The organism is Pseudomonas sp. S04 (assembly GCF_009834545.1).
Classification (GTDB): Bacteria; Pseudomonadota; Gammaproteobacteria; order Pseudomonadales; family Pseudomonadaceae; genus Aquipseudomonas.
The window spans coordinates 1,205,858-1,230,948 of record NZ_CP019427.1; the positions used below are offsets into that span (position 1 = coordinate 1,205,858).

Sequence of the window (25,091 nt, forward strand, 5' to 3'; positions counted from 1 at the left end):
CCGCAACCGCGAAGGTTTAAAGTCGATTCGTCGCCTGCTTGTAAGAACCGGCTGTGAGCGGCACTCTTGAGCCTCAAGGACTGCGCCTGATAGCTGACCGCCACTCGCTGGAGAACTGCTGATGACCGATATCGATGCACGCTTGCGCGAAGATGTTCACCTCTTGGGTGAGCTGTTGGGCAACACCATCCGCGCACAGTACGGGGATGGTTTTCTCGACAAGATCGAGCAGATTCGCAAGGGTGCCAAGGCTGACCGTCGTGGCTCCATGGATGCCGAACTGAGCGCCAGCCTCAACCAGCTGAGTGAGGACGAACTGCTGCCGGTAGCGCGGGCGTTCAACCAGTTCCTCAACCTGGCGAACATCGCCGAGCAGTACCAGTTGATCCATCGCCGCGAAGAGTCGCAGCCGGCGCCGTTCGAGGCGCGGGTCCTGCCGCAACTGCTGGCCCGGCTGCGGGCCGAGGGTCACAGTGGCGAATCACTGGCGCGGCAATTGGGCCGGCTGGAGATTGAGTTGGTGCTCACCGCGCACCCCACCGAAGTAGCGCGCCGGACCCTGATCCAGAAGTACGACGCAATTGCCGCGCAACTGGCCGCGCAGGACCATCGCGACCTCACCAGCGCCGAGCGCGAGCAGATCCACCAACGCTTGCAGCGCTTGATCGCCGAGGCCTGGCACACCGAAGAAATCCGCCGCACCCGACCCACCCCGGTCGACGAAGCCAAGTGGGGGTTCGCGGTGATCGAACATTCGCTGTGGCAGGCGATTCCCAATTACCTACGCAAGGCCGACCTGGCCCTGCAGACCGCCACCGGCCTGCGTTTGCCACTGGAAGCCGCGCCGATCCGCTTCGCCTCCTGGATGGGCGGCGACCGCGACGGCAATCCCAATGTGACGGCGGCGGTGACCCGTGAGGTGTTGCTGCTGGCACGCTGGATGGCGGCAGACTTGTACCTGCGTGACGTCGATCAACTGGCAGCCGACCTGTCGATGCAACAGGCCAGCGCGGCGCTGCAGGCCAAGGCCGGCGACAGTGCCGAGCCTTACCGGGCGGTGCTCAAGCAATTGCGCGAACGCCTGCGGGCGACCCGCAACTGGGCCCAGGCTTCGTTGGCCGCGAATACCCCGGCCGGGGCCGATGTGCTGCACAACAACCGCGACCTGCTGGACCCGCTGGAGCTGTGCTACCAGTCGCTGCACGAATGTGGCATGGGCGTGATTGCCGATGGCCCGCTGCTCGACTGTGTGCGCCGGGCCGTGACTTTCGGCCTGTTCCTGGTGCGCCTGGACGTGCGGCAGGACTCCATCCGGCATTGCTCGGCGATGACCGAGATCACCGATTACCTCGGCCTGGGGCGGTATGAGGATTGGGACGAGGAGGCGCGCATCGCGTTCCTCATGACTGAGCTGCACAATCGCCGGCCGCTGCTGCCCAGCCACTTCAAGCCTTCGGCCGACACTGCAGAGGTCCTCGCGACTTGCCGCGAAGTCGCCGCCGCACCGGCGGCTTCGCTGGGCTCCTATGTGATCTCCATGGCCGGTGCTGCCTCCGACGTGCTCGCCGTGCAACTGCTGCTCAAGGAAGCCGGGGTGCTACGGCCGATGCGCGTGGTGCCGCTGTTCGAAACCCTGGCGGACCTGGACAACGCCGGGCCGGTGATTGAAAAGCTGTTGCTGCTGCCCGGCTATCGCGCGCGTTTGCAAGGCCCCCAGGAAGTGATGATCGGTTACTCCGACTCGGCCAAGGACGCCGGCACCACCGCGGCGGCCTGGGCGCAATACCGGGCGCAGGAGCGGCTGGTGGATATTTGCCGTGAGCAGCAAGTCGAACTGCTGCTGTTCCATGGTCGCGGTGGGACCGTGGGCCGTGGCGGTGGTCCGGCGCATGCGGCGATTCTGTCGCAGCCGCCGGGTTCGGTGGCTGGGCGTTTCCGTACCACCGAGCAGGGCGAGATGATTCGCTTCAAGTTCGGCTTGCCGGACATCGCCGAGCAGAACCTGAACCTCTATCTGGCCGCTGTGCTGGAGGCGACATTGCTCCCGCCACCGCCGCCGGAACCCGCGTGGCGGGGCTTGATGGATGAACTGGCCGCCGATGGCGTGAGCGCTTATCGCGCGGTGGTACGGGAGAATCCGCAGTTCGTCGAATACTTCCGCCAATCCACCCCCGAGCAGGAACTGGGGCGGCTACCCCTGGGCAGTCGCCCGGCCAAGCGCCGGGCCGGAGGCATTGAAAGCCTGCGGGCGATCCCGTGGATCTTCGGCTGGACCCAGACCCGCCTGATGCTACCGGCCTGGCTGGGTTGGGAAGCGGCGCTGAGCAAGGCGCTGGCCCGTGGCGAGGGTGAACTGCTGGCGCAGATGCGCGAGCAATGGCCGTTCTTCCGCACCCGGATCGACATGTTGGAAATGGTCCTGGCCAAGGCCGACGCGGACATCGCAAGGTCCTACGACGAGCGTCTGGTGGAGGCCGATTTGCTGCCTTTGGGGGCGCATTTACGCGACCTATTGTCGCAGGCCTGCGCCGTGGTCCTGGGCCTGACTGGCCAGTCGCAGTTGCTTGCCCATAGCCCTGACACTCTGGAATTCATTCGCCTGCGCAACACCTACCTCGATCCGCTGCATCTATTGCAGGCCGAGCTGCTGGCCCGCTCGCGACAGCAGGACGTGGCGCAGGGCAGCCCGGTGGAACAGGCGTTGCTGGTGTCTGTAGCGGGGATTGCCGCCGGTTTGCGCAACACCGGCTAAGGGCCGATGGGCAACCTCGGCAGTCCGTTCTGCCTCGCCAACCGGCAGGTGAGGAGGGCTGCCGGGGCCTGGCAGGCGACACTTTGTTATGGGGTTGCGACTTGGAATACCTCGTCGCAACGGCAGGACCGGCGCGGGTTCCTCCGACTTTCGGCGGCTTGTGTGGGCCGTGCCTGCTGTGTATCTTGATCAGCCTTTGGCCGTTTGGGCGGCCCACGACCCTATTCTGAGATTGGCCCCAAGCGGCGAATCCGATCGTTTATAAATAAGAAATTGAGGAGCACATCGATGCGCGTCATTCTGCTGGGAGCTCCCGGGGCCGGTAAAGGTACTCAGGCTAAGTTCATCACCGAAAAATTCTCCATTCCGCAGATCTCCACCGGCGACATGCTGCGTGCGGCGGTCAAGGCTGGCACCGAGCTGGGCATCAAGGCCAAGGGCATCATGGATGCCGGTGGCCTGGTCTCCGACGACCTGATCATCGCCTTGGTCAAGGACCGTATCGCGCAGCCAGATTGCGCCAACGGTTTCCTGTTCGACGGTTTCCCGCGCACCATCCCGCAGGCTGAAGCACTGGTCAGCGAAGGCGTCGAGCTGGATCACGTGGTGGAAATCGCCGTCGACGACGAAGAAATCGTCCAGCGTATCGCCGGTCGTCGTGTCCACGAAGCCAGCGGCCGCGTTTACCACACCGTCTACAACCCGCCAAAACTGGCTGGCAAGGACGACATCACTGGCGAAGAGCTGGTGCAGCGCAAAGACGATACCGAAGAAACCGTGCGTCATCGCCTGTCGGTCTACCACGACCAGACCAAGCCTTTGGTGGCGTTCTACCAGAATCTCGCGGCTGCCCAGGGCAAGCCGAAGTACAGCCACATTGCAGGCGTTGGTTCGGTTGAAGCCATCACCGGCAAGGTGCTTGAAGCACTGAGCTGATAAAGCTCACTGGCTTTACGTTCAACGGCCCGCTTGCGGGCCGTTGTTGTTTATACTGACGGACTTTTTTCTACCACGTTGACGGAAACATCGATGAGTACCTTGCTGGCCCTGGACACCGCGACTGAAGCTTGCTCCGTTGCCTTGCTGCATAACGGCAAGGTAACCAGCCATTACGAGGTGATCCCGCGGCTGCATGCGCAGAAGCTGCTGCCGATGATCCAGCAATTGCTGGCCGAGGCCGGCACCACCTTGCAGGCGGTCGATGCGATTGCCTTTGGCCGTGGGCCGGGGGCGTTTACCGGGGTACGGATTGCCATCGGCGTGGTCCAGGGCCTGGCGTTTGCCCTGGATCGTCCGGTGTTGCCGGTGTCCAACCTGGCGGTGCTGGCGCAGCGCGCGTTGCGCGAGCACGGCGCGACCCAGGTGGCGGCCGCCATCGATGCCCGCATGGATGAAGTCTATTGGGGTTGCTACCGCGAAACCGCCGGTGAAATGCGCCTGGTCGGCGCTGAGGCGGTGCTGCCACCGGAAGTCGCGGCTCTGCCTGCTGATGCGGCGGGCGACTGGTTTGGTGCCGGCACCGGTTGGGGTTATGCCGAGCGCATCGCCGTCAGCCTGAGTGGCCAGGACGCCGGCATGCTGCCCCACGCCCAGGACTTGCTGAGCCTGGCGCAGTTCGCCTGGGAGCGTGGTGAAGCGATTGTCGCCGACAACGCCCAGCCGGTTTACCTGCGCGACAAAGTGGCGACGCCCAAGGCCCGCTAAGCCCTCGTCAGGGTCAGTACGTGACGTCAATCGTCAGTTTTCAGCCCGGGCTTTTAAACCTTTTGCCTTTTATGTGTTCTAGTTATCACTTGGCAATTTGCGCGTCGCAGTAAGTGCCGCTAAATTGCCATCATTGATAACGAGTTTATCTCTATGCGCGTAGACGGTTTTTCCTCGCAGTCCTATCCCATCCCCCGCAAGCCTCGCAAGGGCAGTGCGACGGTGGACGACTCCGTCCTGGACCACGACGACGAACCGCAAGTGCCCTCTGAAGAGCAACTGGCCGCCCGCGCCGCCCAGCGCCAGAGCAATCTGCCCGCGCGCCCGCAAGACCTGCTCTACCACCGTGCGATGAGCCGGCATGTCTCGCTGGCCCTGGCCAGTTACCTGAGTACCGCCGCTTTCGTCGATTGGGACATGGAAGTGCTGGGTCTCGACCTGCACATCTGATGTCGCTACCGTATTTCCTCGGGTGCCCATCCTGGAGCGAAAACGCCTGGCGCCAGTATCTGTATCCGCAAGACGCACGTCCCAACCAGTTCCTGGAGTTGTACTCACAGGTGTTCAACGCCGTTGAAGGCAACACCACCTTCTATGCGCGCCCAGCACCGGCGACGGTGGAGCGCTGGGCGCAAACCATGCCCAGACACTTTCGTTTTACCGCCAAGTTCCCCAGCGATATCAGCCACGGCGGTGACCTGCGTGAGCAACTGACGGGCGCCGAGTCTTTCGTGCAATTGCTCAGCCCGCTGGGTGAGCGGGTGGCGCCGTTCTGGCTGCAGCTGTCGAAGGCCTTTACCCCGCAACGCTTGCCGGAACTCGCCGGGTTTATCGACGGTTTGCAGCGGCCCTTGGCGGTGGAGGTGCGGCATCCGGATTTTTTTGCCAAGGGCGATGCCGAGCGCCAGCTCAATCGCCTGTTGCTTGCGCGTGGCGTTGAGCGGATCTGCCTGGATCCGCGAGCGCTGTTCAGTTGCACCTCGAGTGACCCTGGGGTCCTGCATGCGCAGTCGAAGAAACCTAACGTGCCGACTCGCCCGGCAGCGTTCACCCAGTGCCCGCAGGTGCGCTTCATCGGTCATCCGCTGCTGCTGGCCAATGATCCGTTCCTGACGCCCTGGGTCGAGAAAATCGCCCAGTGGATCGAAGAGGGACGCACGCCGTACATCTTCCTGCACACTGCCGACAACCTGCAGGCAGCCGCGTTGGCACAGCACTTTCATGCTCGGTTGATGACGCGTTTGCCTGGCTTGCCGGCGCTGCCTGAGCTATATAGAGAACCCGCCGCCGAGCAGCTCGGTTTGCTCTGACGACGGGCCACCCCCCCGCGACAGGAGCGAGCCAATGGCCACGCAAATCTTCAAAGCCCAAGCGTTCAAAGCCTTGCATGAAGGTCCCGGGACCTTTGTGATTCCCAATCCCTGGGATGCCGGTTCGGCAAGGATGCTCGCCAGCCTGGGTTACCAGGCGCTGGCAACCACCAGTGCCGGCTACGCGTTTTCCATGGCTCGCCCCGACGGCGCACTGAAGCTTGAGGACACCCTGGCCAACGTCCGGGCGATTGTCGCGGCCAGCGACTTGCCGGTCGCCGTCGACCTCGAAAACGGCTTTGCCGATGATCCCACGCAGTGCGCCGAAAGCCTGCTGCGTGCCGCCAGTGCCGGGGCCGTCGGCGGCTCGATCGAAGATGCCACGGGCCGCGAAGACGCTCCCATCTACTGCTTCGAGCATGCCGTGGCGCGCATCGAGGCGGCGGTGGCGGCCGCGCGCAGCCTGCCATTTCCCTTCACCTTGACCGCGCGCGCGGAGAATTACCTGCACGGTAATCCAGACCTGGCCGATACCATCCGCCGCCTGCAAGCGTTCGCCGAGGCGGGCGCCGATGTGCTGTATGCCCCCGGCCTGCGTACGGCTGAAGAAGTGCTGGCGGTCGTGCGGGCGGTGGCGCCCAAACCGGTCAACGTGTTGATGTCCGGGGGGCTCAAGCTTAACGTGGCGCAACTCAACGAGATGGGGGTCAAGCGTATCAGCGTCGGTTCGGCCATGGCCTTGGCGGCCTATGGCGAGTTCTTCCGCGCCGCCCGGGAGATTCAGGAACACGGCACCTTTGGCTTCACCGAGCGCTCGATGCCGTATGCGCAGGCCAATCAACTGTTCAAAGGCTGACTGACGGGGCGTGATGGTGAAGTGGCTGAAAGTCCTGGTGCTGCTGTTATTGCTGGTGGGGGCTGGGTTGTTCGGTGTGTGGCGGGGCTGGTTGCCTGTGTCCTCGGCGTGGAATCCCTGGGCGCCGCTGGAGGTGCAGGCGGCGCCGAACCTGCTGACGCGCTACAAGCTGATGCGCCTGCGTGATAACCCGGCACTCTGTGACCAGGTACTCGCTACCTCCGGCCTGAAGTTCAGCCGCCAGGCGGACAGCCCGACCGATGCCACCTGCCCGTTGCACAACACCTTGCGGGTGTCAGGTGGCGAGGTGGCGCTGAGCAGCAGCTTTCTCGCCAGCTGCCCCCTGGCTGTGGCCTTTGCCCTGTTTCAGCGCCACGCGCTGCAGCCTGCGGCTCAGGCGGTCTACGGCCAGGCGGTGGCGCGGGTCGATCACCTGGGCAGCTTTGCCTGCCGCAATATGTACAACCGGGAAAAAGCTGCACGCAGCCAGCACGCCACGGCCAATGCCCTGGACATTGCCGGTTTTCGCCTGGCCGATGGGCGCACAGTCAACGTGCTGCGGGACTGGCCACAGGACAACGCCGACGCGCGGTTTTTGCGCCAGGTGCGCGATGACGCCTGTGAGGTGTTCAACGTGGTGCTGAGCCCGGACTACAACGCCGCCCATCGCAATCATTTTCACCTGGATACGGGGCCCTGGTGGGTCTGCCGCTGAGACTCAGGCGGCGATGCGCAGATTGTGCAGGACGATCGGCCGCGCCCAGCGGGTGTCGAAGTCCAGTTGTTTCTGTTGTTCGACCTGTTCTTCCGGCGGATAGGGCGGGGCAGGCGGCGGCAGCAGTTGCAGTTCGAACTCGGCGATCGGCAGGAACAGCGCCCGCGGTTGCGGAGCCGGGCCTGGGGGTGGCAGGGGTTGGCCGGCCGTGAGCACCAGCGGACGCAGCCACTCGTGGTCGAAGTCCTGTTGCGCTTGCTGGGCGACGATCTCATCAGCCGGGAAGGGCGGGGCTGGCGGGTCCAGCAGTTGCATCTCGAATTCGGCGATCGGCAGGAACAACGGTTCGGGCGGGCGGATCTCGGTATCGACGATGTTGCACGCACGCTGGCTGACGATCTCGCTCAGCAACTCGGAGCCGCCAGCGGGCTCAACCGAGCTATCGATGGCAACGGGCGTGTAGTCACCTGCCGCCGGTACCCGGTCACCCAACTGATCGGCCAGGGCCTGGGCAAAAAAATCCTGCCACAGGTGACTGACGCCGCTCAGTGTTTGGGTGTTGTGCCGGCTGTATTCGCGGTAAGGCGAAATAAACCCGGCGGGTACGTGTTGAATGTCTGACATTTTTCTCGGTCGACGCTCAGCTCTGGCAAAATGCTCGATAGTTTGGTTATCGGCCGTTTTTGCCGATCATTAATTTTTTGAGTGTGTTTTCTGATGAGTGAGCAACCTGCGGCCAGCCGCATCAAAGTCCAGGCCCTGGCGGATGGCTTTCAGGCGCAAGCCTTGCATTGGGCCGAGCGCCTGGGCCTGCCGCTGCAACTGGACGATGCCGAGTTCGCCCTGCAAGTGGGTGAACAGGGTTTGCAGTTGCAGCAACTGGGGCCGGATGCGCCCGGTCCGGTGCGGGTGGATTTCGTCGAGGGTGGCGCGGCCCATCGGCGGTTGTACGGTGGCGGCAGCGGGCAGATGATCGCCAAGGCGGTAGGCGTCGCCCAGGGCGTGCGCCCCAGGGTGCTGGATGCCACGGCGGGACTGGGCAAGGACGGTTTTGTGTTGGCCAGCCTGGGCTGTGAAATCAGCCTGATCGAACGCCAGCCGTTGATTGGCGCCTTGCTCGAGGATGGTCTGGCGCGGGCGGCAGAGGATTTCGAGGTAGCGCCGATTGTCGCGAGGATGCGCTTGCTCAAGGGCAATTCAATCGAGCTGATGCGCAACTGGGAAGGCGAACCGCCGCAGGTGATCTACCTCGACCCGATGTTCCCGCACCGTGAGAAAACCGCACTGGTGAAAAAGGAAATGCGCCTGTTTCGCCCGTTAGTGGGGGACGACGCGGATGCCCCGGCCCTGCTGGAAGCTGCCCTGGCCCTGGCCAGCCACCGGGTCGTGGTCAAGCGCCCACGCAAGGCCCCGTGCATTGCCGGGCCCAAGCCGAGTCATGCGTTGGATGGCAAGTCCAGCCGGTATGACATCTATCCGAAAAAAGCCCTCAAGTCGTAAGCTACAAGCCACATGGCTTGTAGCTTGCAGCTTGCAGCTGCCTATGGCCGATAGGCCCGCATAAACAACCCCACCACTTCCTGCACATGGGCTTCGGCCGCCTCGCCGATGGGCGGCTCACCGCAGCCATAGAGCAGGCGGAAATTCCCCGCGCCCTTGAGCAGGCAAAAGAAGTGCTCGGCGGCATTGCGCGGCTTGTCGATGCGCAAGGCCCCCAGTTGGTCGATCTTGCCGAGCAAGCGTTCCATACCGTTGAGCATCCGTTGCGGGCCGGCGTCGAAGAAGATCAGCGAGAGCTTCGGGTCCTGGCTGCCCAGGGCCATGATCAGGCGGTGCAGGTTGACCGACTCATCGCTGTTGATCAGTTGATGAAAGCCCCGGGCAATGTTCAGCAACACATTTTCTACCGGCATGCCTTCGGGCAATTCGAAGAACAGGGTGGGCAATTGTTCTTCGCACTTGGCCATGACCGCGGCACTGAACAGCGTCTCCTTGTCATTGAAGTGGCTGTAGACGGTCAGTTTTGATACGCCGGCCTCAGCCGCCACCGCGTCCATGCTGGTGCTCGCATAACCGTTGCTCAGGAACAGGCGCTTGGCTGCCTCGAGGATCGCTTCGCGCTTGGCGAGATCTTTGGGGCGGCCGGGGCCGTTGGAAGGAGAAAGATTGTCGGACATTTTTCGCTTTTAATACTGGACTGGTGAGTTTGCTATTAATAACATACTGCCCAGTATAATTATTCCTCGCACCATTAGCGAAAGGTCGTTCACCATGTTCCGCTATGCCTTGCCCCTCGCGTTGCCAGTCAGCCTGGCGCTGTTATTAACGGCATGCGGTCACGAAGAGCCGGTGCAGGCCACCGTGCGCCCGGCCATGGTGGTCCAGCCAGAGCCTTCGGCGCAGGCGCTGGACAGCTACCCCGGTGAAGTCCGAGCGCGTTATGAGCCGGACCTGGCATTTCGCATCGGTGGCAAAGTCAGCCGACGACTGGTAGATGAAGGGCAGCGGGTCAAGGCCAACCAGGCACTGGCCGAACTCGACCCCGAGGACGTGCGCCTGCAACTGGACGCGAGCCGGGCTCAGGTCGCGGCGGCAGCGGCCAACCTCAACCTGGTACGCGCCGAACGCGACCGGTACAAGACCCTGATGGAGCGGCAGATGGTCAGCCGCTCGCAGTACGACAACGCCGAGAACCTCTACCGCGCGGGTGAAGCACGCCTCAAGCAAATCAAGGCGGAGTTCGATGTGGCCAGCAATCAGGCCAGCTACGCGGTATTGCGCGCGCCCCAGGATGGGGTGGTGGCCAAGCGCGCAGTGGAAGTCGGGCAAGTGGTGGGTGCCGGGCAAACGGTCTTTACCCTGGCAACCGACGGCGAGCGTGAGGTGCTGATCAGCCTGCCGGAGCAGCATTTCGGCCGGTTCAAGGTCGGCCAGCCGGTCACGGTCGAACTCTGGACCCAGCAGGGCCAGCGTTTCGCCGGGACGATTCGCGAGCTGTCGCCCGCCGCCGATCCCAAGTCGCGGACCTTCGCGGCGCGTATCACCTTTACCGCCGGCAAGGTCCCGGCCGAACTTGGGCAAAGCGCCCGGGTGTTCATTCAGAGCGCCGATGCGGTCGCGCTCACCGTGCCGTTGTCGGCGCTCACGGCTGAGAACGGTGCTACTTACGTCTGGGTCGTGGGCGCCAACAACAAGCTGAAAAAAGTCCCGGTGCGGGTCGGCGCGTTCGGTGAAAAAACCGTGCCAGTGCTCGAGGGCTTGAACCCCGACGACTGGGTCGTGGCGGCCGGTGTGCATGTGCTCCTCGACGGCCAGCAGGTGCGGCCGGTGGATCGCTCCAACCGCGTGGTCAATCTGGCGGGCAAGGAGTAATACCCAATGGGTTTCAATCTTTCCGCATGGGCGTTGCGCAATCGCCAGATCGTACTGTTCCTGATGATCCTGCTGGCCGTCGTTGGCACCCTGTCCTACACCAAGTTGGGGCAGAGCGAGGACCCGCCCTTCACGTTCAAGGCCATGGTGATCAAGACCAATTGGCCCGGGGCAACCGCCCAGGAGGTCTCGCGCCAGGTCACTGAACGCATCGAAAAGAAGCTGATGGAAACCGGCGAGTACGAGCGCATTGTCTCGTTTTCGCGCCCCGGCGAATCCCAGGTGACGTTCATTGCCCGCGACTCGATGCACTCGCAGCAGATTCCCGAGCTGTGGTACCAGGTGCGCAAGAAGGTCAGCGACATTCGCCAGACCCTGCCACCAGGAATCCAGGGACCCTTCTTCAACGATGAATTCGGCACCACCTTCGGCAACATCTATGCGCTGACCGGCGAGGGGTTTGATTACGCGGTGCTCAAGGATTATGCCGACCGGATCCAGATCCAGCTGCAGCGGGTCAAGGATGTCGGCAAGGTCGAGCTGCTCGGGCTGCAGGACGAGAAGATCTGGATCGAGTTGTCCAACGTCAAGCTCGCCACCCTGGGCTTGCCCCTGGCTGCTGTGCAGCAGGCGCTGGAGGAGCAGAACGCGCTGTCCAATGCCGGCTTCTTTGAAACCGGCAGCGAGCGCCTGCAACTGCGGGTCACGGGCAACTTCGAGACGGTGGAGCAGATCCAGCGGTTTCCAATCCGGGTCGGCGACCGGACGTTGCGGATTGCCGACGTGGCCGATGTGCGTCGCGGTTTCAACGATCCACCGGCGCCGCGCATGCGCTTCATGGGCGAAGATGCGATCGGCCTGGCAGTGGCGATGAAGGACGGCGGCGACATCCTGGTACTGGGCAAGGCCCTGGAACTGGAGTTCGAGCGCATCCAGAACAACTTGCCGGCCGGCATGCAGCTGCGCAAGGTTTCGGATCAGCCGGCGGCGGTGAAAACCAGTGTCGGTGAGTTCGTGCAAGTGTTGGCCGAAGCGCTGGCGATTGTCCTGCTGGTGAGTTTTTTCTCGCTCGGCGTGCGCACCGGCATGGTGGTTGCCCTGGCGATCCCCCTGGTGCTGGCGATGACCTTTGCCTGCATGTATTACCTGGGCATCGGCCTGCACAAGATTTCCCTGGGGGCGCTGGTGCTGGCCCTGGGGCTGCTGGTGGACGACGCGATCATTGCCGTGGAAATGATGGCGATCAAAATGGAGCAGGGCTACGACCGCTTCAAGGCCGCCAGCTATGCCTGGACCAGTACCGCCTTCCCAATGCTCACCGGCACCTTGATCACTGCCGCCGGCTTCCTGCCGATTGCCACGGCGCAATCGGGTACCGGCGAATACACCCGCTCGATCTTCCAGGTGGTGACCATCGCGTTGCTGGCGTCCTGGGTGGCGGCGGTGGTGTTCGTGCCGTACCTGGGCGAGAAGCTGCTGCCGGACCTGGCGAAGATTCACGCCGCCAAGCACGGCGCTGGTCAGCCCGATCCTTACGGCACACCGTTCTATCAACGGGTCCGACGGTTGGTGGAGTGGTGCGTGCGCCGGCGTAAAACGGTGATTGCACTGACCGTCGTGCTGTTCGTGGCCTCGGTGGTGCTGTTCCGGTTTGTCCCGCAGCAGTTCTTTCCCGCCTCTGGCCGCCTGGAGTTGATGGTCGACCTGAAGCTGGCCGAAGGTGCCTCCCTGAGCAATACCACCGCCGAGGTCAAGCGCCTGGAGGCATTGGTCAAGGAACACGCCGGCATCGAAAACTACGTGGCCTACATCGGCACCGGTTCGCCGCGTTTCTACCTGCCGCTGGACCAGCAATTGCCGGCGGCGAGCTTTGCCCAGTTCGTGGTGCTGGCCAATACCATCGAGGAGCGGGAGAACCTGCGGACCTGGCTGATCGAAACCCTCAATGAGCAGTTTCCGGCATTGCGCTCACGGGTGACGCGCCTGGAAAACGGCCCGCCGGTGGGTTACCCGGTGCAGTTCCGGGTGACCGGCGAGCACATCGAGGAGGTGCGTGCCCTGGCCCGCAAAGTGGCGGCCAAGGTGCGTGAGAACCCCCATGTGGTCAATGTGCACCTGGATTGGGAAGAGCCGAGCAAGGTGGTGTACCTCAATGTCGATCAGGACCGGGCCCGGGCACTGGGCGTGAGTACGGCCAACCTGTCGAAGTTTTTGCAAAGCTCGCTGACCGGTTCCAGCGTCAGCCAGTACCGCGAAGACAACGAGTTGATCGAAATCCTCTTGCGCGGCACCTTGCACGAACGCAGCGAACTGTCGCTGCTGTCGAGCCTGGCGGTGCCGACCGATAACGGCAAGAGCGTGGCGCTGTCCCAGGTCGCGACCCTGGAATACGGCTTTGAGGAGGGCATCATCTGGCACCGCGACCGCTTGCCCAACGTGACGGTGCGCGCCGATATCTACGGCAAGGAACAACCGGCCACCCTGGTCCAGCAGATCTTGCCGACCCTGGCGCCGATTCGCGCTGAACTGCCCGACGGCTACCTGCTGGATGTTGGCGGCACGGTGGAAGACTCGGCCCGCGGCCAGAACTCGGTGAAGGCCGGTGTGCCGCTGTTCATTGTGGTGGTGCTGACCTTGCTGATGCTGCAATTGCGCAGCTTCTCGCGCACCGCGATGGTGTTCCTGACGGCGCCGCTGGGGCTGATCGGCGTCACCCTGTTCCTGATCGTGTTTCGCCAGCCGTTCGGTTTTGTGGCGATGCTGGGCACCATCGCCTTGTCGGGGATGATCATGCGTAACTCGGTGATCCTGGTGGACCAGATCGAACAGGACATTCGGGCCGGTCTCAAGCCTTGGCAGGCGATCATCGAAGCCACGGTGCGACGCTTCCGGCCCATCGTGCTGACGGCGCTGGCGGCCGTGCTGGCGATGATCCCGCTGTCGCGCAGCGTGTTCTTCGGCCCGATGGCCGTGGCCATCATGGGCGGCCTGATCGTCGCCACGGCCCTGACCCTGTTGTTCCTGCCGGCACTGTATGCGGCGTGGTTCAGGGTGAAGAGAGAGTGAGGATTTGACTGGCAGTTGATCGGCGTTCCTTGTCTCAATATTTAAGAATGTTGAGACAAGGTCGTTGGTGTGTTGTACTTCTGTCTCAGTTTTATTATTTTTTGAGACAGAGATGATCAAGGGTCCGCCCACCGTAGATCCCGACGTTCTAGAAAAACTTGGGATCTCACCCTACAAAGAAAAGCTCGTGCAGTATTTGGCCCTGCTCAAGCCACTGGATAGTCAGGGTCGTTATTTGCCATTCGATGAGCTGCGTTATCGCTGGCCGCCAGGCCTGGATACGACGCTGTGTTGGGCCTTGGTGAAAAAGGCGCGCATGGCCCAGTACAGCCAACTGCTGCCATTGGGGGAGCCCAACCAATGGACTCACTTCATCCTCACCCCACTGGCGCAGAAAACCCTGTCGGTGGTCGACCGTCAGGCAACCACTGCCGCGCTGGAGTACATGACTCATCACATCGGTGAGACGGCGCATTTCAGCTACTTGCTCAATGACTTGATCGAAGACGAAGCCATCAGCAGTAGCCAGCTGGAAGGCGCTGCGACCACCACGCAGGTGGCCAAGGACATGCTCAAGCGCAATCGCCTGCCTCGCTCTGCGGATGAGCGGATGGTCATTGGCAACTACAAGATGATGACGTTTGCCTGGGAGAGACGTTATGAGCCGTTGAGCCTCGAACTCATCAGCCAGCTGCATCGCGTGGGGGTCGAAGGTATCGACGATGCGCAGTATTCGCCGGGGCTTTTTCGCAGCAATGATGACGTCGTGGTGCAGGACGGTGAGGGCAATACCGTCCATACGCCACCTCCGGCATCAGGCATCGGCGCTCGCCTCAGCGGTTTGGCACATTGGATCAACCAGTCGCAAAACGACCCGTTGCAGGCCGACTATGTGCACCCGATGATCAAGGCTATCGCCCTGCATTTTGCGATGGGTTATGAGCATCCATTTCGCGATGGCAACGGTCGGGTGGCGCGGGCGCTGTTTTACTGGTTCATGTTCAAGAATGATTTTTCCGCGTTTCGCTACATTGCTATCAGCATTCTGTTGCGCAATGCACCTGTGAAGTACGGTCGCTCCTACCTGGCTACCGAAAGTGATGGGCTGGACCTGACGTATTTCATCGACCATCAGTGCTCGGTCATATTGCGCGCAGTCACCGAGTTTTCGGCGGTGTATCGCAAGAGTCTGGTCTATGCCCAAGGATTTGATCGTTGGCTTGAGGAGTCGGGACTGTTCAAGCAATTGACGGACAAGCAACGAACGGTATTTCAGGTAGCCAAGAGTGGCATGGCCAAAGAGTTCACCGCCGTCAATGTGAAGGAGAACCTGAACTGCTCTTACAACACCGCTGCCAGCACACTGAACGGTCTGGTCGAACTCAAGGTGTTCGAGAAGAAAAAGATGGGGCGCGAGTGGGTGTTCTTTCTGCGTGACGCATTGCACATTCAAGCAGACCGAAGCAGCTCGTAACAGCTGCTACAGAGTTCCTTAGCGTACGGCGTCGACGCGCACTTGCAGCGGCTGGGGATCCTTGCCGTCCAGTTGCACGGCGTGATGTTCGGTGGTGATGAACAGCAGCTTGCCGTCGTTTTCGATCCGCGCGCTCACCGAGTAGCGGTGGCCAGGTTCAACTTGCAGGGGATCGTAGCTGAGGTGGAACTTCAGGGGGACCTGGCCTTGAACCGGGCCTTTGTGTTCATCAATCACCCGGGCCGGTGCATCGGCGAGGGACACGTCCTGCAGGCTGACACTCAAGGTCGCAGTCGGCGGCAAAGCGATGCGTTGCAGGTAGAAGACTTCCCCGTCCAGGGAGGCCTTGGGCTCGGAGGAGGGTGTCTGGCAAGCGGTAAGCAGGGCGGCGGCGGCGAGCAGGGTGAGTTTTTTCATCACGGATCTCCGTAGCGAGGGCTCCAGTATCAGACTGGCGCCCTGATTCATTTAGACAGTCGGTGGCGTTTCAGGTTGATCGGCGGCATCTTCACTGCGATGCAGCGCGACCTGGCGGATCGACAGGCGAATTTCCGCCGGTAATACACGTTTGGCCACGCCTTCGGCCAACTCCCCCAGCAACTCGTGATGGCTGAGCTTGCCGGCTTCGTCGCGCCGCAGCACGTCGAGGTCGAGCAGGGTCTGGATGAAGTGGCGAAACAGGCTCTTGTCGAAGAACTCGGGAGCGTTGAGGCCGTGCAGGATCGACAGGCGCTGGGCCATGACTGTGCACAGGTCCTCCAGTTCTTCGGCGCTGAGGGTGTTCTGGCCGCTGTTGAGCAGCAGCGAGATGGCCATGTAGAAACGCTGCAGGGTCTGGGCGATGCTCTTGGACAGCAGGGTCAGCAACACGAAATGTCGCGAGCTGGGGGCCGGCCGCAGGTACACATCGTTTTCCAGGCGCAGCAGGCCTTGCTCGACAAAGGCTTCCAGCCATTGGTCGATTACCGCGTCCAGTTCGTCCAGCGACCAGCGAATGAACAACTCCGATTGCAGGTACGGGTACAGCGCGCGGGTATAGCGCAGGATCTGTTCGCGGTTCATCCGCGAGGCGCTCTGGAAGAAGCTGGCGAGCAATGCCGGCAGGGCGAAGATGTGCAGCACGTTGTTGCGGTAGTAGGTCATCAGGACGGCGTTTTGCTCATCCAGATAGAGAATCTTGCCCAGTGCATCGCTTTGTTCGGACAGCAGGTCCATGTCCTTGACGTGTTCGATCAGCGCGCGGCCGTCGCCTTCGGGCAAGGTGGTGTGCGGTGAGTAAGGTACACGGCGCAGCAGCGCCAAATAGAGGTCGAGCACCCGCGCCATGGCCCGGTCGTCCAGCGCCAGGCGGCTGGTGGAGAGTAATGCCAGGGCCACCAGGTTGACCGGGTTGATCGCCGCCGCCTCGTTGAGGTGACGTGCTACACGCTCGCCCAGGCGGTTGGTGGTTTCGTTGAGCCAGGCGGGCTTGAACTGCGGGCCCAGGTCCTGGCTGCGCCAGTCCGGTTGCTCGCTGTCGAGAAACTCGGCCAGTTTGATCGGTTCGCCGAAGTTCACCGCGACCTGGCCGAAGCGCTGCTTGAGTGCGCCGATGACTTTGAAGATATCGAAGATCGACTCTTTCTTCTTGCTCGCACCGCGCAATTCACCCAGGTAGGTACGGCCTTCCAGCACCCGTTCGTAGCCGATATAGACCGGCACGAAGACGATGGGCATGCGCGACGAGCGCAGGAAGCTGCGCAGGGTGATGGCCAGCATCCCGGTCTTGGGTTGCAGCATGCGCCCGGTGCGCGAGCGGCCGCCCTCGACGAAGTACTCCACCGGGAAGCCCTTGGTGAACAGGGTGTGCAGGTATTCGTTGAACACCGAGGTGTAGAGCGGGTTGCCCTTGAAGGTGCGACGCATGAAAAACGCCCCGCCACGGCGCAGCAGGCCACCGATCACCGGCATGTTGAGGTTGATCCCGGCGGCGATGTGCGGCGGGGTCAGGCCGTTGCGAAACAACAGGTAGGACAGCAGCAGGTAGTCGATGTGGCTGCGGTGGCACGGCACGTAGATCACTTCGTGACCCTGGGCGACCTTCTGCACGCCCTCGATGTGGTTGACCTTGATGCCGTCGTAGATCTTGTTCCAGAACCAGCTCAGCACCACTTCCAGAAAACGGATCGCGGTGTAGGTGTAGTCCGAGGCGATCTCGTTGCCGTACCGCAGGGCCTGGGCCTTGGCTTTTTCCGGCGAAATGTTCTCGCGCTCGGCTTCGTCGAGGATCGCCTGTTTGACCAGCGGCTGGTTGAGCAGGCCCTTGACCAGGTTGCGGCGGTGGGAAATGTCCGGGCCGATCACCGCGGCCTTGAGGTTGCGAAAGTGCACCCGCAGGATGCGCTGGGCCATGCGCACGGTGCGTTCGTGGCCCTTGTTGTGGTCGATCAATTCGCGCAAGTGAATCGGTGCGGAGAACTGCACCCGGGTCTTGCGTCCCAGGATCATGATACTCAGCAGGCGACGCAGGCGGCCGGTGACGGCCCAGCTGTCGGCGAACAGCAGCTTCCATGGGCTCGATTCGCTGTCTGGCGACTGGCCCCAGAACACGCTGACCGGAATGATCTGCGCGTCTTCGACGGCGTTCTGGCTCAGGGCGCTGACCAGGCGGGTCAGGGTCGGCGGTGCGCCGCGCTTGTCCTGGCGGCCGAGCCAGTCCGGCTCCGGTGTCAGGTAGAAGAACGCGGCCGGCTCCAGCAGGCTGCCTACCGACACCGGCAGCACCGGACGCGGCAGACCGGCCTTGGTGCACTCGGTGTCGAGCACGGCGAGGTCGGTCAGTGAGGGGTTTTGCAGGACGTAGAACACCGGGCGACTGCGGTCGAGGTTGAGGGTAAAGGACGACTGGTTAATCGTCTCCGAGCGGACCCAGAGGTACAACAGTCGGCGCAAGGTGCCAAACACTAGACGGCGGAGCGGGGAGCGGGTCATACGGCTTCTGCTTTGAGTTGGATAAACCGAGCAAGCGCTCGGGGCCGCTAGTGTGCCGTATTCGTCGAAAATCGGCAAAAAGGTGGCGAAGTATTGTTGAGTTGAGAGTTTTTGCGGCTGGCATATACTCGGCCAGCCGTTTGCCACTATCGACCCGGATGTTTACCGATCATCGAGTCCTGGCAAACGTACTACAGGCTTGTCCATGAACAAGCCGACTTAATAATAAAAATGGGAGTACTGATTGATGGCAACGCGCGAGACCGGCAACGTGAAGTGGTTCAACGACGCCAAGGGTTATGGCTTCATCCAGCGTGAGGGGGGAGCCGATGTGTTCGTGCACTACCGTGCGATCCGTGGCGAAGGCCACCGCTCGCTGGTCGAGGGCCAGCAGGTGGAATACGCCGTGGTGGACGGGCAGAAGGGGTTGCAGGCTGAGGATGTGGTCGGTCTGTAATCCCCGCGCAAAAACCACTGTAGGAGCGAGCTTGCTCGCGAAGAACTCAAGGACACCGCGCTTTTGCTGAATTGACGCGTTATCGTTGACGACCATCGCGAGCAAGCTCGCTCCTACAGGGGCGGTGTCCAGGCTTTTATGCGGTTTTCCAGGTGATCTCTTCTTCACCGTCAGCGCTGATGCGCATCCAGCGATCAGCCGACTCCTCACCTTCTTCCTCGACCCAGGTCCCCGGCGCGCAGCGTACTTCGACGTTCAGCGCGGCAAACGCGGCGCGGGCGCAGGCGATGTCGTCGTCCCATGGGGTCTGGTCGCTTTCCAGGTACAGGCTGTTCCACTTGCCCACGGCTTTTGGCAGCCAGGTAACGGGCACGTTGCCGGCCTTGCACTTATAGGTCTGGCCTTTCTGCACCCAGTCGGTGCAAGGGCCCAGCGCAGCGCCGAGCCAGGCAGCGATGGCCTTGTAGTCGACGTCGGCGTCTTTGAGGTAAATCTCGATATCGGGTTGGCGCATGGATGTTCCTCACGGCAAGTTTCGAAAAATCCATTCGCGGATTTAGCCGGCCCACGCCATTGGCGGGGGCCAAAAGTTAGTTAAAGGGTTATTGCAGTACGAAGTAATCGTAGCGCATCGACACACTGACCTCGAACGGCTCGGCCTGTTCGATCACGGCCGCCCGGCGTTCGGCGCTGGCGCGCCAGCCGTGGGGGGTCATGGCCAGCAGGTTGGCACGATCCTGGGGGTGTACCAGGTTCAATTTGAAGTCCAGGGTCTCGCTGTGTTGCAGGGTCATGCCTTGCGGCACCAGCGCCAGGTGCTTGTCATCGGTGTACTCACGGACTTCGTCGTACAGGCGCTCACGCAATTCCATCAGGTGACCGCTGGTCGGGCCGACTTTCATCAGGCCGCCGCCAGGGCTGAGCAGGCGCTTGGCCTCCTGCCAGTCGAGCGGGCTGAAGACGCTGGCCAGGAACTGGCAGCTGGCGTCGGCCAACGGCACCCGGGCCATGCTGGCGATCAACCAGGTCAGCTGTGGATTGCGCTTGCAGGCGCGCTTCACCGCTTCGCGGGAGATATCCAGGGCATAGCCATCGGCGGTGGGCAGGGCTGCGGCGATCTGCGCGGTGTAGTAACCCTCGCCACAGCCGATATCCAGCCAGCGTTGCGGCGCGCGTTCGGCGGCCAGTTCAGCCAGGCGCTTGGCCACCGGGGCGTAATGCCCGGCGTTGAGGAAGTCGCGTCGGGCTTCGACCATGGCCTGGTTATCACCCGGGTCACGGCTGTTCTTGTGCTGTACCGGCAGCAAGTTCAGGTAACCCTGGCGGGCGCGGTCGAAACGGTGCCCGGCCGGGCACGTCACACCGTTGTCGAGCGCGCTCAGCGGCGCGCTGCAGATAGGGCAGGCGAGCATCAGGCGAGCAACTTGATCAGGGTCTGGTAGTAGATTTCGGTCAGCACGTCGAGATCGCTGGCGAGGACCCGCTCGTTGACCTGGTGGATCGTCGCGTTGACCGGGCCGAGCTCGACCACCTGGGTGCCCATGGTGGCGATAAAACGCCCGTCCGACGTGCCGCCGCTGGTGGACGCGTGGGTGTCGCGACCGGTGATGTCCTTGATGCTCGAGGCAACGGCATCCAGCAAAGCGCCGGGTTCGGTGAGGAACGGCAGGCCGGACAGGGCCCAGTCGATGTGCCAGTCCAGGCCGTGCTTGTCGAGGATCACGGCGACCCGCTGTTGCAGGCCTTCAACGGTGGACTCAGTGGAGAAGCGGAAGTTGAACACCGCCACCAGGTCGCCGGGGATCACGTTGGTCGCGCCGGTGCCGGAATTGACGTTGGAAATCTGGAAGCTGGTCGGCGGGAAAAAGTCGTTGCCGTGATCCCAGTGCTCAGCGGCCAGTTCGGCCAGGGCCGGGGCGGCGAGGTGGATCGGGTTCTTCGCCAGGTGCGGATAGGCCACGTGACCTTGCACGCCGCGCACGGTCAGCTTGGCGCCCAGGGAGCCACGGCGACCGTTCTTGACCACGTCACCCACCAGGGTGGTGCTCGATGGCTCGCCAACGATGCACCAGTCCAGACGCTCCTGGCGCGCAGCCAGGCGCTCGACCACCGCCTTGGTGCCGTGGTGTGCCGGGCCTTCTTCGTCGCTGGTGATCAGGAAGGCAACCTTGCCCTTGTGGTTCGGGTAATCGGCGACAAACCGTTCGGCCGCCACGGTCATTGCCGCCAGGCTGCCCTTCATGTCGGCTGCGCCACGCCCGCAGAGCATGCCGTGTTCGTCGATCAACGCGTCGAACGGGTCGATCTGCCAGGCCGCCACCGGACCGGTTGGCACCACGTCGGTGTGACCGGCGAAGCACAGCACCGGACCTTCCTGCTGGCCGTGGGTGGCCCAGAAGTTATCCACATCTTCGATGCGCATCGGCTCCAGTAGAAAACCGGCATCGCCCAGACGCTGCATCATCTGCTTCTGGCAATCGGCATCGATCGGCGTCACCGATGGACGACGAATCAGGTCGATGGCGAGTTGGAGGGTCGGCGAAAGGTCGGCGTGGGCCGTCATGTAGGACTCCGGAAGATCTAAATGTGTAGGAGCGAGCTTGCTCGCGATAGCGCAACCAGCCTCAACATAGAGGTTGAATGTGACGGACTCATCGCGAGCAAGCTCGCTCCTACAGGTATTGGGTTTGGCTCTTGGGCCAGGGCGCGCAAAATGGCGGATATCTTAAAGCAAAACGGCGACCATTGGCCGCCGTTTAGTGCATCGCTACAGATTTAGACCGCTGGTTGGGTTTGCACCTCGGCCGAAGGTTTTGGCAGCGACGACAGGAAGGCCATGATCAGCGCCGCCAGGTACGGCAGCGACTGCACCAGCAGCATGGTCACCCAGAAGCGCATGTCGTTGCTTGGCAAGCCTTGCACCAGGCAGATGCCCAGCGCCGCGCCCCACAACAGAAACATGATGAACATCTCTTCACGGGCTTCCGAAATGGCCAGCCAGAAGCCGTGGCTGTCGGCATTTTTCGGCGTGCGGATGAACGGAATGCTGCTGGTGAAGAAACCGTACAGCACCGCCTTGGCGATGGTGTGGGACAACGCCAGGCCGGCCAGCGCCGCGCAGAATGCATCCTTGAGGTTGACCCCCACCGCACGACGGTAGAGGAAGATGATCTTGCCGACCTTGAACACGAACAACGCCAGGGGCGGGATCGCGAAAATCAACAGCGGCGGGTCGACCCGGTGCGGCACGATGATCATCGCCGCCGACCACAACAGGGCGCCCACGGTAAAGAAGATGTTCATGCCGTCGGCCACCCACGGCAACCAGCCCGCGAGGAAGTGGTAGCGCTGGCCACGGGTCAGTTCGGTGTCCTTGCCGCGGATCAGGCTGGCGGTGTGGCGCTTGATGATCTGGATCGCGCCGTAGGCCCAGCGGAAACGCTGCTTCTTGAAGTCGATGAAGGTATCGGGCATCAGGCCCTTGCCGTAGCTGTCGTGGTAGTACGCCGCCGACAGGCCTTTCTCGAATACCCGCAAGCCCAGCTCGGCGTCTTCGCAGATGCACCAGTCGGCCCAGCCGAGCTCTTCGAGCACGGTACGGCGGGTCATGGTCATGGTGCCGTGCTGGATGATCGCATCGCGGTCGTTGCGCGTGACCATGCCGATATGGAAGAAGCCCTTGTATTCGGCGTAGCAGAGCTTCTTGAAGGTGCTTTCGTTCTGGTCGCGATAGTCCTGTGGCGACTGCACGATGGCGATTTTCGGATCGGCGAAGTGCGGCACCATGTGCTTGAGCCAGTTGGGGTGCACGCAGTAGTCGGAGTCGATCACCGCGATCACTTCGGCGTCCTTGGCGGTGTGCGGCAGCAGGTAATTCAGCGCGCCACCCTTGAAACCGGCCAGGGGCGCGACGTGGAAGAACTTGAAGCGCGGGCCGAGGGTTGCGCAGTAGTCGCGCACTGGTTCCCAGACCGCCGGGTCCTTGGTGTTGTTGTCGATGATCAGGACTTCAAAGTCCGGGTAATCGAGGTTGGCCAGGGCGTCGAGGGTCTGTTTGACCATTTCCGGCGGCTCGTTGTAGCAGGGCACGTGAATCGACACTTTGGGGCGGTAGTTCGAATCACCCAGGACCGGCAGGAACTCGCGCCGGCGCTTGTGAATCCACACCGCCTCGGCCAGTTCATGGGCCTCGGTGAGCAACACGATAAACACCCCCAGGGCACCGAGCGCGAGCAGGAAGCCCACCGTCAGGCTGAACCAGGTGCTGTATTGCTGGCTGTAGTCGTAGCCGATCCACACCAGCACCGAACCGCAAAGGAACGCGATGAAGGTCAGGAAGGTCCGGCCACGCTGGCGCAGGGCCGAGCCGTCGATCATCAACAGGGTCAGGGACAGCAGCGCCAGGACCACGGAGCCGATGGCGAGTACCCGCCATTGGGGGATCGCGACGACCGGGCCTTCAAAGTTGAACTTCTGCTGGCGCGCAGCGTTGAACACGCCCCAATAGGCGCCTACCGAGCCTTCATCGCTGGCTTTCCACGGCTGGTCAAAAGCTTCAATCACGAAGTAGTTGAAGCCCTGGCGGTTGAGCTTGTTGACCAGGGTGCGCAGGTAAATCGCCTGGTCAGCGGGAGTGGCATCGGCACCGCCGCGCATGCGACCGTTGCTCGGCCAACCCACTTCGGAGAGCAGCAGGGGTTTTTTCGGGAACATCTTCTTCAGGTCGCGGGCGCGGTCCAGGACGAACTGGCCTGCCTGGTCCACCGGGACGAACTCCCAGTAGGGCAGGACGTGGGCGGCGATCAGGTCGACGTGCTTGGCCAGCATCGGGTTTTCTTCCCAGACGTGCCATTGCTCGGAGGTGGTTACCGGGACTTTGACCGCGGCGCGCACCCGATCGAGGATCACGCTGAGCTGCTCGGCGGTGATTTCCTTGCGGAAAATCGCTTCGTTACCGACCACTACCCGCACCACGCTGCGCGAGGTGTTGGCAATCTCGATGGCGCGCAGGATCTCCCGTTCGTTGCGTTCCAGGTCCGGGCTGATCCAGATGCCGAGGGTCACGCGCAGGCCGAACTCTTCCGCCAGCTTGGGAATGTCGCCCAGGGTGCCGTCGACGGAGTAGGTGCGGATGTTATCGGTCAGCTTGCTCATGATTTCCAGGTCACGACGCATTTCTTCGTCGGACGGAAACTGGTTTTTCTGCGGGAACTGGCCTTGCTGGAACGGCGAGTAGGAAAAACCGGAGATCTGCTCTGGCCAGTTGGGGGTCGTGACCGGGCGGTTGATCAGCGCCCAGAAACCAGTGAACAGCGCGGCGATTGCCAGCACTACCACCAGGTTGAGTCCAAATTTACGCGATGACATGGCTATTTCGGGTTCCAAAAGGTGCGGAACGAGGGGGGTGGTCGGCTTACCGCCAAAGGGCGCGCATCCTACACTGGGCCTTCACTGACCGTATAGCAGACAGGGAAATGCCGGACATTGGGCAACCTACTTTCACATTAGTTCTTACACTTGTAGCCAGAAGGTGAAAACTTGTCGGCCCGTGGCCCTATAATGCGCGCCGGTTTTTAGGGTAGTGGTCATGAGTACAGAAGATCCGCGGTTTGCTGGCATCGCCCGCTTGTATGGCATTGAAGGCCTGGCCCGCTTGCGCGCGGCCCACGTGGCGATTGTCGGCGTCGGTGGCGTAGGTTCCTGGGCGGCGGAAGCCATAGCCCGTTGCGGGGTGGGTGAGATTTCCCTGTTCGACCTCGACGACGTCTGTGTGAGCAACGCCAATCGGCAATTGCACGCCCTGGACAGCACGGTGGGCAAACCCAAGGTCGAGGTCATGGCGGAGCGCCTGCGCGGGATCAATCCCGAGAGCACCGTGCACGCGGTGGCAGACTTCGTCACCCGCGAGACCATGGCCGAGTACATCACGCCGAATATCGACTGCGTGATCGATTGCATCGACAGCGTCAACGCCAAGGCCGCCCTGATCGCCTGGTGCAAGCGCCGCAAGATCCAGATCATTACCACTGGCGGCGCTGGCGGGCAGATCGACCCGACGCTGATCCAGGTCTGCGACCTGAACCGCACCTTCAATGACCCACTGGCCTCAAAAGTGCGTTCGACCCTGCGTCGCGACTACAACTTTTCCCGCACCGTGACCCGCCACTACAGCGTGCCGTGCGTGTTCTCCACGGAACAACTGCGCTACCCGAAACCCGATGGCAGCATCTGCCTGCAGAAGAGTTTTGTCGGCGACGGCGTCAAGCTCGACTGCGCCGGTGGTTTTGGCGCGGTGATGATGGTGACCGCGACCTTCGGCATGGTCGCGGCGACCAAGGCTGTGGACAAGATCGTCGCGGGAGTGCGACGGCCGGCGGACAAGGTCAAGCCTCAGGCTTAAATGGTCGACTCTGAT

21 protein-coding genes are annotated in these 25,091 nt (G+C 62.4%); 13 read left to right on the plus strand and 8 right to left on the minus strand.

The window, feature by feature from the left end:
* Positions 1-121: 121 nt before the first annotated feature.
* From ppc to PspS04_RS05205, 7 genes are all read left to right on the plus strand, one after another.
* Entirely contained in the window at positions 122-2,752 is a 2,631-nt protein-coding gene (gene ppc, locus PspS04_RS05175; RefSeq protein WP_159994005.1) for a phosphoenolpyruvate carboxylase, read from the plus strand.
* Positions 2,753-3,040: 288 nt separating this feature from the next.
* Positions 3,041-3,688, plus strand: coding sequence for an adenylate kinase (gene adk / locus PspS04_RS05180; RefSeq protein WP_095166739.1), 648 nt, complete (start codon positions 3,041-3,043; stop codon positions 3,686-3,688).
* A 93-nt stretch (positions 3,689-3,781) separates the two neighbouring features.
* Positions 3,782-4,456 (plus strand): tRNA (adenosine(37)-N6)-threonylcarbamoyltransferase complex dimerization subunit type 1 TsaB, encoded by a 675-nt coding sequence (gene tsaB, locus PspS04_RS05185; RefSeq protein WP_095166741.1) that lies wholly within the window; start codon positions 3,782-3,784, stop codon positions 4,454-4,456.
* 153 nt (positions 4,457-4,609) lie between these two features.
* On the plus strand, positions 4,610-4,906 hold the full coding sequence (locus PspS04_RS05190; RefSeq protein ID WP_095166743.1) for a hypothetical protein: 297 nt from the start codon (positions 4,610-4,612) through the stop codon (positions 4,904-4,906).
* Positions 4,906-5,766: a DUF72 domain-containing protein gene (locus tag PspS04_RS05195; RefSeq protein WP_159994007.1), complete on the plus strand. Its 861-nt coding sequence runs from the start codon at positions 4,906-4,908 to the stop codon at positions 5,764-5,766. The genes PspS04_RS05190 and PspS04_RS05195 overlap by 1 nt, the downstream gene beginning before the upstream one ends.
* 34 nt (positions 5,767-5,800) lie before the next feature.
* Complete coding sequence (locus PspS04_RS05200) at positions 5,801-6,622, plus strand: isocitrate lyase/PEP mutase family protein (protein ID WP_159994009.1); 822 nt, start codon at positions 5,801-5,803, stop codon at positions 6,620-6,622.
* A 13-nt stretch (positions 6,623-6,635) separates the two neighbouring features.
* A complete protein-coding gene (locus PspS04_RS05205; RefSeq protein ID WP_442966617.1) occupies positions 6,636-7,337 on the plus strand; it encodes an extensin-like domain-containing protein in 702 nt (233 codons plus the stop codon).
* Between the two features lie 3 nt (positions 7,338-7,340).
* Here PspS04_RS05205 and PspS04_RS05210 read toward each other — a convergent pair whose 3' ends face one another.
* Positions 7,341-7,961: an energy transducer TonB gene (locus PspS04_RS05210; RefSeq protein WP_159994012.1), complete on the minus strand. Its 621-nt coding sequence runs from the start codon at positions 7,959-7,961 to the stop codon at positions 7,341-7,343.
* A gap of 93 nt (positions 7,962-8,054) precedes the next feature.
* Between PspS04_RS05210 and PspS04_RS05215 the strand changes: the two genes are divergently transcribed.
* Positions 8,055-8,837: a class I SAM-dependent methyltransferase gene (locus PspS04_RS05215; RefSeq protein WP_159994013.1), complete on the plus strand. Its 783-nt coding sequence runs from the start codon at positions 8,055-8,057 to the stop codon at positions 8,835-8,837.
* Between the two features lie 41 nt (positions 8,838-8,878).
* On the opposite strand, the gene PspS04_RS05220 is transcribed toward PspS04_RS05215, so the two are convergent.
* Positions 8,879-9,514, minus strand: coding sequence for a TetR/AcrR family transcriptional regulator (locus PspS04_RS05220; RefSeq protein ID WP_159994015.1), 636 nt, complete (start codon positions 9,512-9,514; stop codon positions 8,879-8,881).
* A gap of 94 nt (positions 9,515-9,608) precedes the next feature.
* On the opposite strand from PspS04_RS05220, the gene PspS04_RS05225 reads away from it, so the two are divergent.
* The 3 genes from PspS04_RS05225 to PspS04_RS05235 all read left to right on the plus strand — a co-directional run bounded on the left by PspS04_RS05225 (position 9,609) and on the right by PspS04_RS05235 (position 15,249).
* Positions 9,609-10,709 carry an efflux RND transporter periplasmic adaptor subunit gene (locus PspS04_RS05225; protein ID WP_159994017.1) on the plus strand — a complete coding sequence of 367 codons (1,101 nt, stop codon included), beginning with the start codon at positions 9,609-9,611 and terminating at the stop codon, positions 10,707-10,709.
* A gap of 6 nt (positions 10,710-10,715) precedes the next feature.
* On the plus strand, positions 10,716-13,775 hold the full coding sequence (locus PspS04_RS05230) for an efflux RND transporter permease subunit (protein WP_095166755.1): 3,060 nt from the start codon (positions 10,716-10,718) through the stop codon (positions 13,773-13,775).
* Between the two features lie 112 nt (positions 13,776-13,887).
* Positions 13,888-15,249 carry a Fic family protein gene (locus PspS04_RS05235; RefSeq protein WP_159994019.1) on the plus strand — a complete coding sequence of 454 codons (1,362 nt, stop codon included), beginning with the start codon at positions 13,888-13,890 and terminating at the stop codon, positions 15,247-15,249.
* 18 nt (positions 15,250-15,267) lie between these two features.
* Here the strand turns inward: PspS04_RS05235 and PspS04_RS05240 are convergent, their stop codons facing one another.
* The gene (locus tag PspS04_RS05240; protein WP_159994021.1) at positions 15,268-15,666 is read right to left on the minus strand and encodes a YbaY family lipoprotein; all 399 of its coding nucleotides are present in this window, start codon (positions 15,664-15,666) and stop codon (positions 15,268-15,270) included.
* Between the two features lie 51 nt (positions 15,667-15,717).
* A complete protein-coding gene (gene plsB, locus PspS04_RS05245) occupies positions 15,718-18,219 on the minus strand; it encodes a glycerol-3-phosphate 1-O-acyltransferase PlsB (protein WP_159994023.1) in 2,502 nt (833 codons plus the stop codon).
* 247 nt (positions 18,220-18,466) lie between these two features.
* On the opposite strand from plsB, the gene PspS04_RS05250 reads away from it, so the two are divergent.
* Positions 18,467-18,676: a cold-shock protein gene (locus PspS04_RS05250; RefSeq protein ID WP_095166762.1), complete on the plus strand. Its 210-nt coding sequence runs from the start codon at positions 18,467-18,469 to the stop codon at positions 18,674-18,676.
* 136 nt (positions 18,677-18,812) lie between these two features.
* On the opposite strand, the gene PspS04_RS05255 is transcribed toward PspS04_RS05250, so the two are convergent.
* From PspS04_RS05255 to PspS04_RS05270, 4 genes are all read right to left on the minus strand, one after another.
* Positions 18,813-19,190, minus strand: coding sequence for a hypothetical protein (locus PspS04_RS05255; RefSeq protein ID WP_065932867.1), 378 nt, complete (start codon positions 19,188-19,190; stop codon positions 18,813-18,815).
* An 88-nt stretch (positions 19,191-19,278) separates the two neighbouring features.
* The gene (locus PspS04_RS05260; RefSeq protein WP_159994025.1) at positions 19,279-20,088 is read right to left on the minus strand and encodes a putative RNA methyltransferase; all 810 of its coding nucleotides are present in this window, start codon (positions 20,086-20,088) and stop codon (positions 19,279-19,281) included.
* Entirely contained in the window at positions 20,088-21,239 is a 1,152-nt protein-coding gene (gene dapE, locus PspS04_RS05265) for a succinyl-diaminopimelate desuccinylase (RefSeq protein ID WP_095166765.1), read from the minus strand. The genes PspS04_RS05260 and dapE overlap by 1 nt, the downstream gene beginning before the upstream one ends.
* 212 nt (positions 21,240-21,451) lie before the next feature.
* Positions 21,452-24,043: a glycosyltransferase gene (locus PspS04_RS05270; protein ID WP_095166769.1), complete on the minus strand. Its 2,592-nt coding sequence runs from the start codon at positions 24,041-24,043 to the stop codon at positions 21,452-21,454.
* A gap of 220 nt (positions 24,044-24,263) precedes the next feature.
* Here PspS04_RS05270 and tcdA point away from each other — a divergent pair, with 220 nt between their 5' ends.
* Positions 24,264-25,076: a tRNA cyclic N6-threonylcarbamoyladenosine(37) synthase TcdA gene (tcdA, locus tag PspS04_RS05275; protein WP_442966618.1), complete on the plus strand. Its 813-nt coding sequence runs from the start codon at positions 24,264-24,266 to the stop codon at positions 25,074-25,076.
* The last annotated feature ends 15 nt before the right edge of the window (positions 25,077-25,091 follow it).

Excerpts from the sequence above, each read along its gene's own strand:
- PspS04_RS05200 (WP_159994009.1), top strand. The coding sequence starts at position 5,801 with ATGGCCACGCAAATCTTCAAAGCCCAAGCGTTCAAAGCCTTGCATGAA.
- PspS04_RS05205 (WP_442966617.1), top strand. The coding sequence starts at position 6,636 with ATGGTGAAGTGGCTGAAAGTCCTGGTGCTGCTGTTATTGCTGGTGGGG.
- plsB (WP_159994023.1), bottom strand. The coding sequence starts at position 18,219 with ATGACCCGCTCCCCGCTCCGCCGTCTAGTGTTTGGCACCTTGCGCCGA.
- PspS04_RS05255 (WP_065932867.1), bottom strand. The coding sequence starts at position 19,190 with ATGCGCCAACCCGATATCGAGATTTACCTCAAAGACGCCGACGTCGAC.
- PspS04_RS05215 (WP_159994013.1), top strand. The coding sequence starts at position 8,055 with ATGAGTGAGCAACCTGCGGCCAGCCGCATCAAAGTCCAGGCCCTGGCG.
- adk (WP_095166739.1), top strand. The coding sequence starts at position 3,041 with ATGCGCGTCATTCTGCTGGGAGCTCCCGGGGCCGGTAAAGGTACTCAG.
- PspS04_RS05270 (WP_095166769.1), bottom strand. The coding sequence starts at position 24,043 with ATGTCATCGCGTAAATTTGGACTCAACCTGGTGGTAGTGCTGGCAATC.
- PspS04_RS05230 (WP_095166755.1), top strand. The coding sequence starts at position 10,716 with ATGGGTTTCAATCTTTCCGCATGGGCGTTGCGCAATCGCCAGATCGTA.
- ppc (WP_159994005.1), top strand. The coding sequence starts at position 122 with ATGACCGATATCGATGCACGCTTGCGCGAAGATGTTCACCTCTTGGGT.
- PspS04_RS05195 (WP_159994007.1), top strand. The coding sequence starts at position 4,906 with ATGTCGCTACCGTATTTCCTCGGGTGCCCATCCTGGAGCGAAAACGCC.
- PspS04_RS05210 (WP_159994012.1), bottom strand. The coding sequence starts at position 7,961 with ATGTCAGACATTCAACACGTACCCGCCGGGTTTATTTCGCCTTACCGC.
- dapE (WP_095166765.1), bottom strand. The coding sequence starts at position 21,239 with ATGACGGCCCACGCCGACCTTTCGCCGACCCTCCAACTCGCCATCGAC.
- PspS04_RS05235 (WP_159994019.1), top strand. The coding sequence starts at position 13,888 with ATGATCAAGGGTCCGCCCACCGTAGATCCCGACGTTCTAGAAAAACTT.
- PspS04_RS05260 (WP_159994025.1), bottom strand. The coding sequence starts at position 20,088 with ATGCTCGCCTGCCCTATCTGCAGCGCGCCGCTGAGCGCGCTCGACAAC.
- PspS04_RS05225 (WP_159994017.1), top strand. The coding sequence starts at position 9,609 with ATGTTCCGCTATGCCTTGCCCCTCGCGTTGCCAGTCAGCCTGGCGCTG.
- tsaB (WP_095166741.1), top strand. The coding sequence starts at position 3,782 with ATGAGTACCTTGCTGGCCCTGGACACCGCGACTGAAGCTTGCTCCGTT.
- tcdA (WP_442966618.1), top strand. The coding sequence starts at position 24,264 with ATGAGTACAGAAGATCCGCGGTTTGCTGGCATCGCCCGCTTGTATGGC.
- PspS04_RS05250 (WP_095166762.1), top strand. The coding sequence starts at position 18,467 with ATGGCAACGCGCGAGACCGGCAACGTGAAGTGGTTCAACGACGCCAAG.
- PspS04_RS05240 (WP_159994021.1), bottom strand. The coding sequence starts at position 15,666 with ATGAAAAAACTCACCCTGCTCGCCGCCGCCGCCCTGCTTACCGCTTGC.
- PspS04_RS05190 (WP_095166743.1), top strand. The coding sequence starts at position 4,610 with ATGCGCGTAGACGGTTTTTCCTCGCAGTCCTATCCCATCCCCCGCAAG.
- PspS04_RS05220 (WP_159994015.1), bottom strand. The coding sequence starts at position 9,514 with ATGTCCGACAATCTTTCTCCTTCCAACGGCCCCGGCCGCCCCAAAGAT.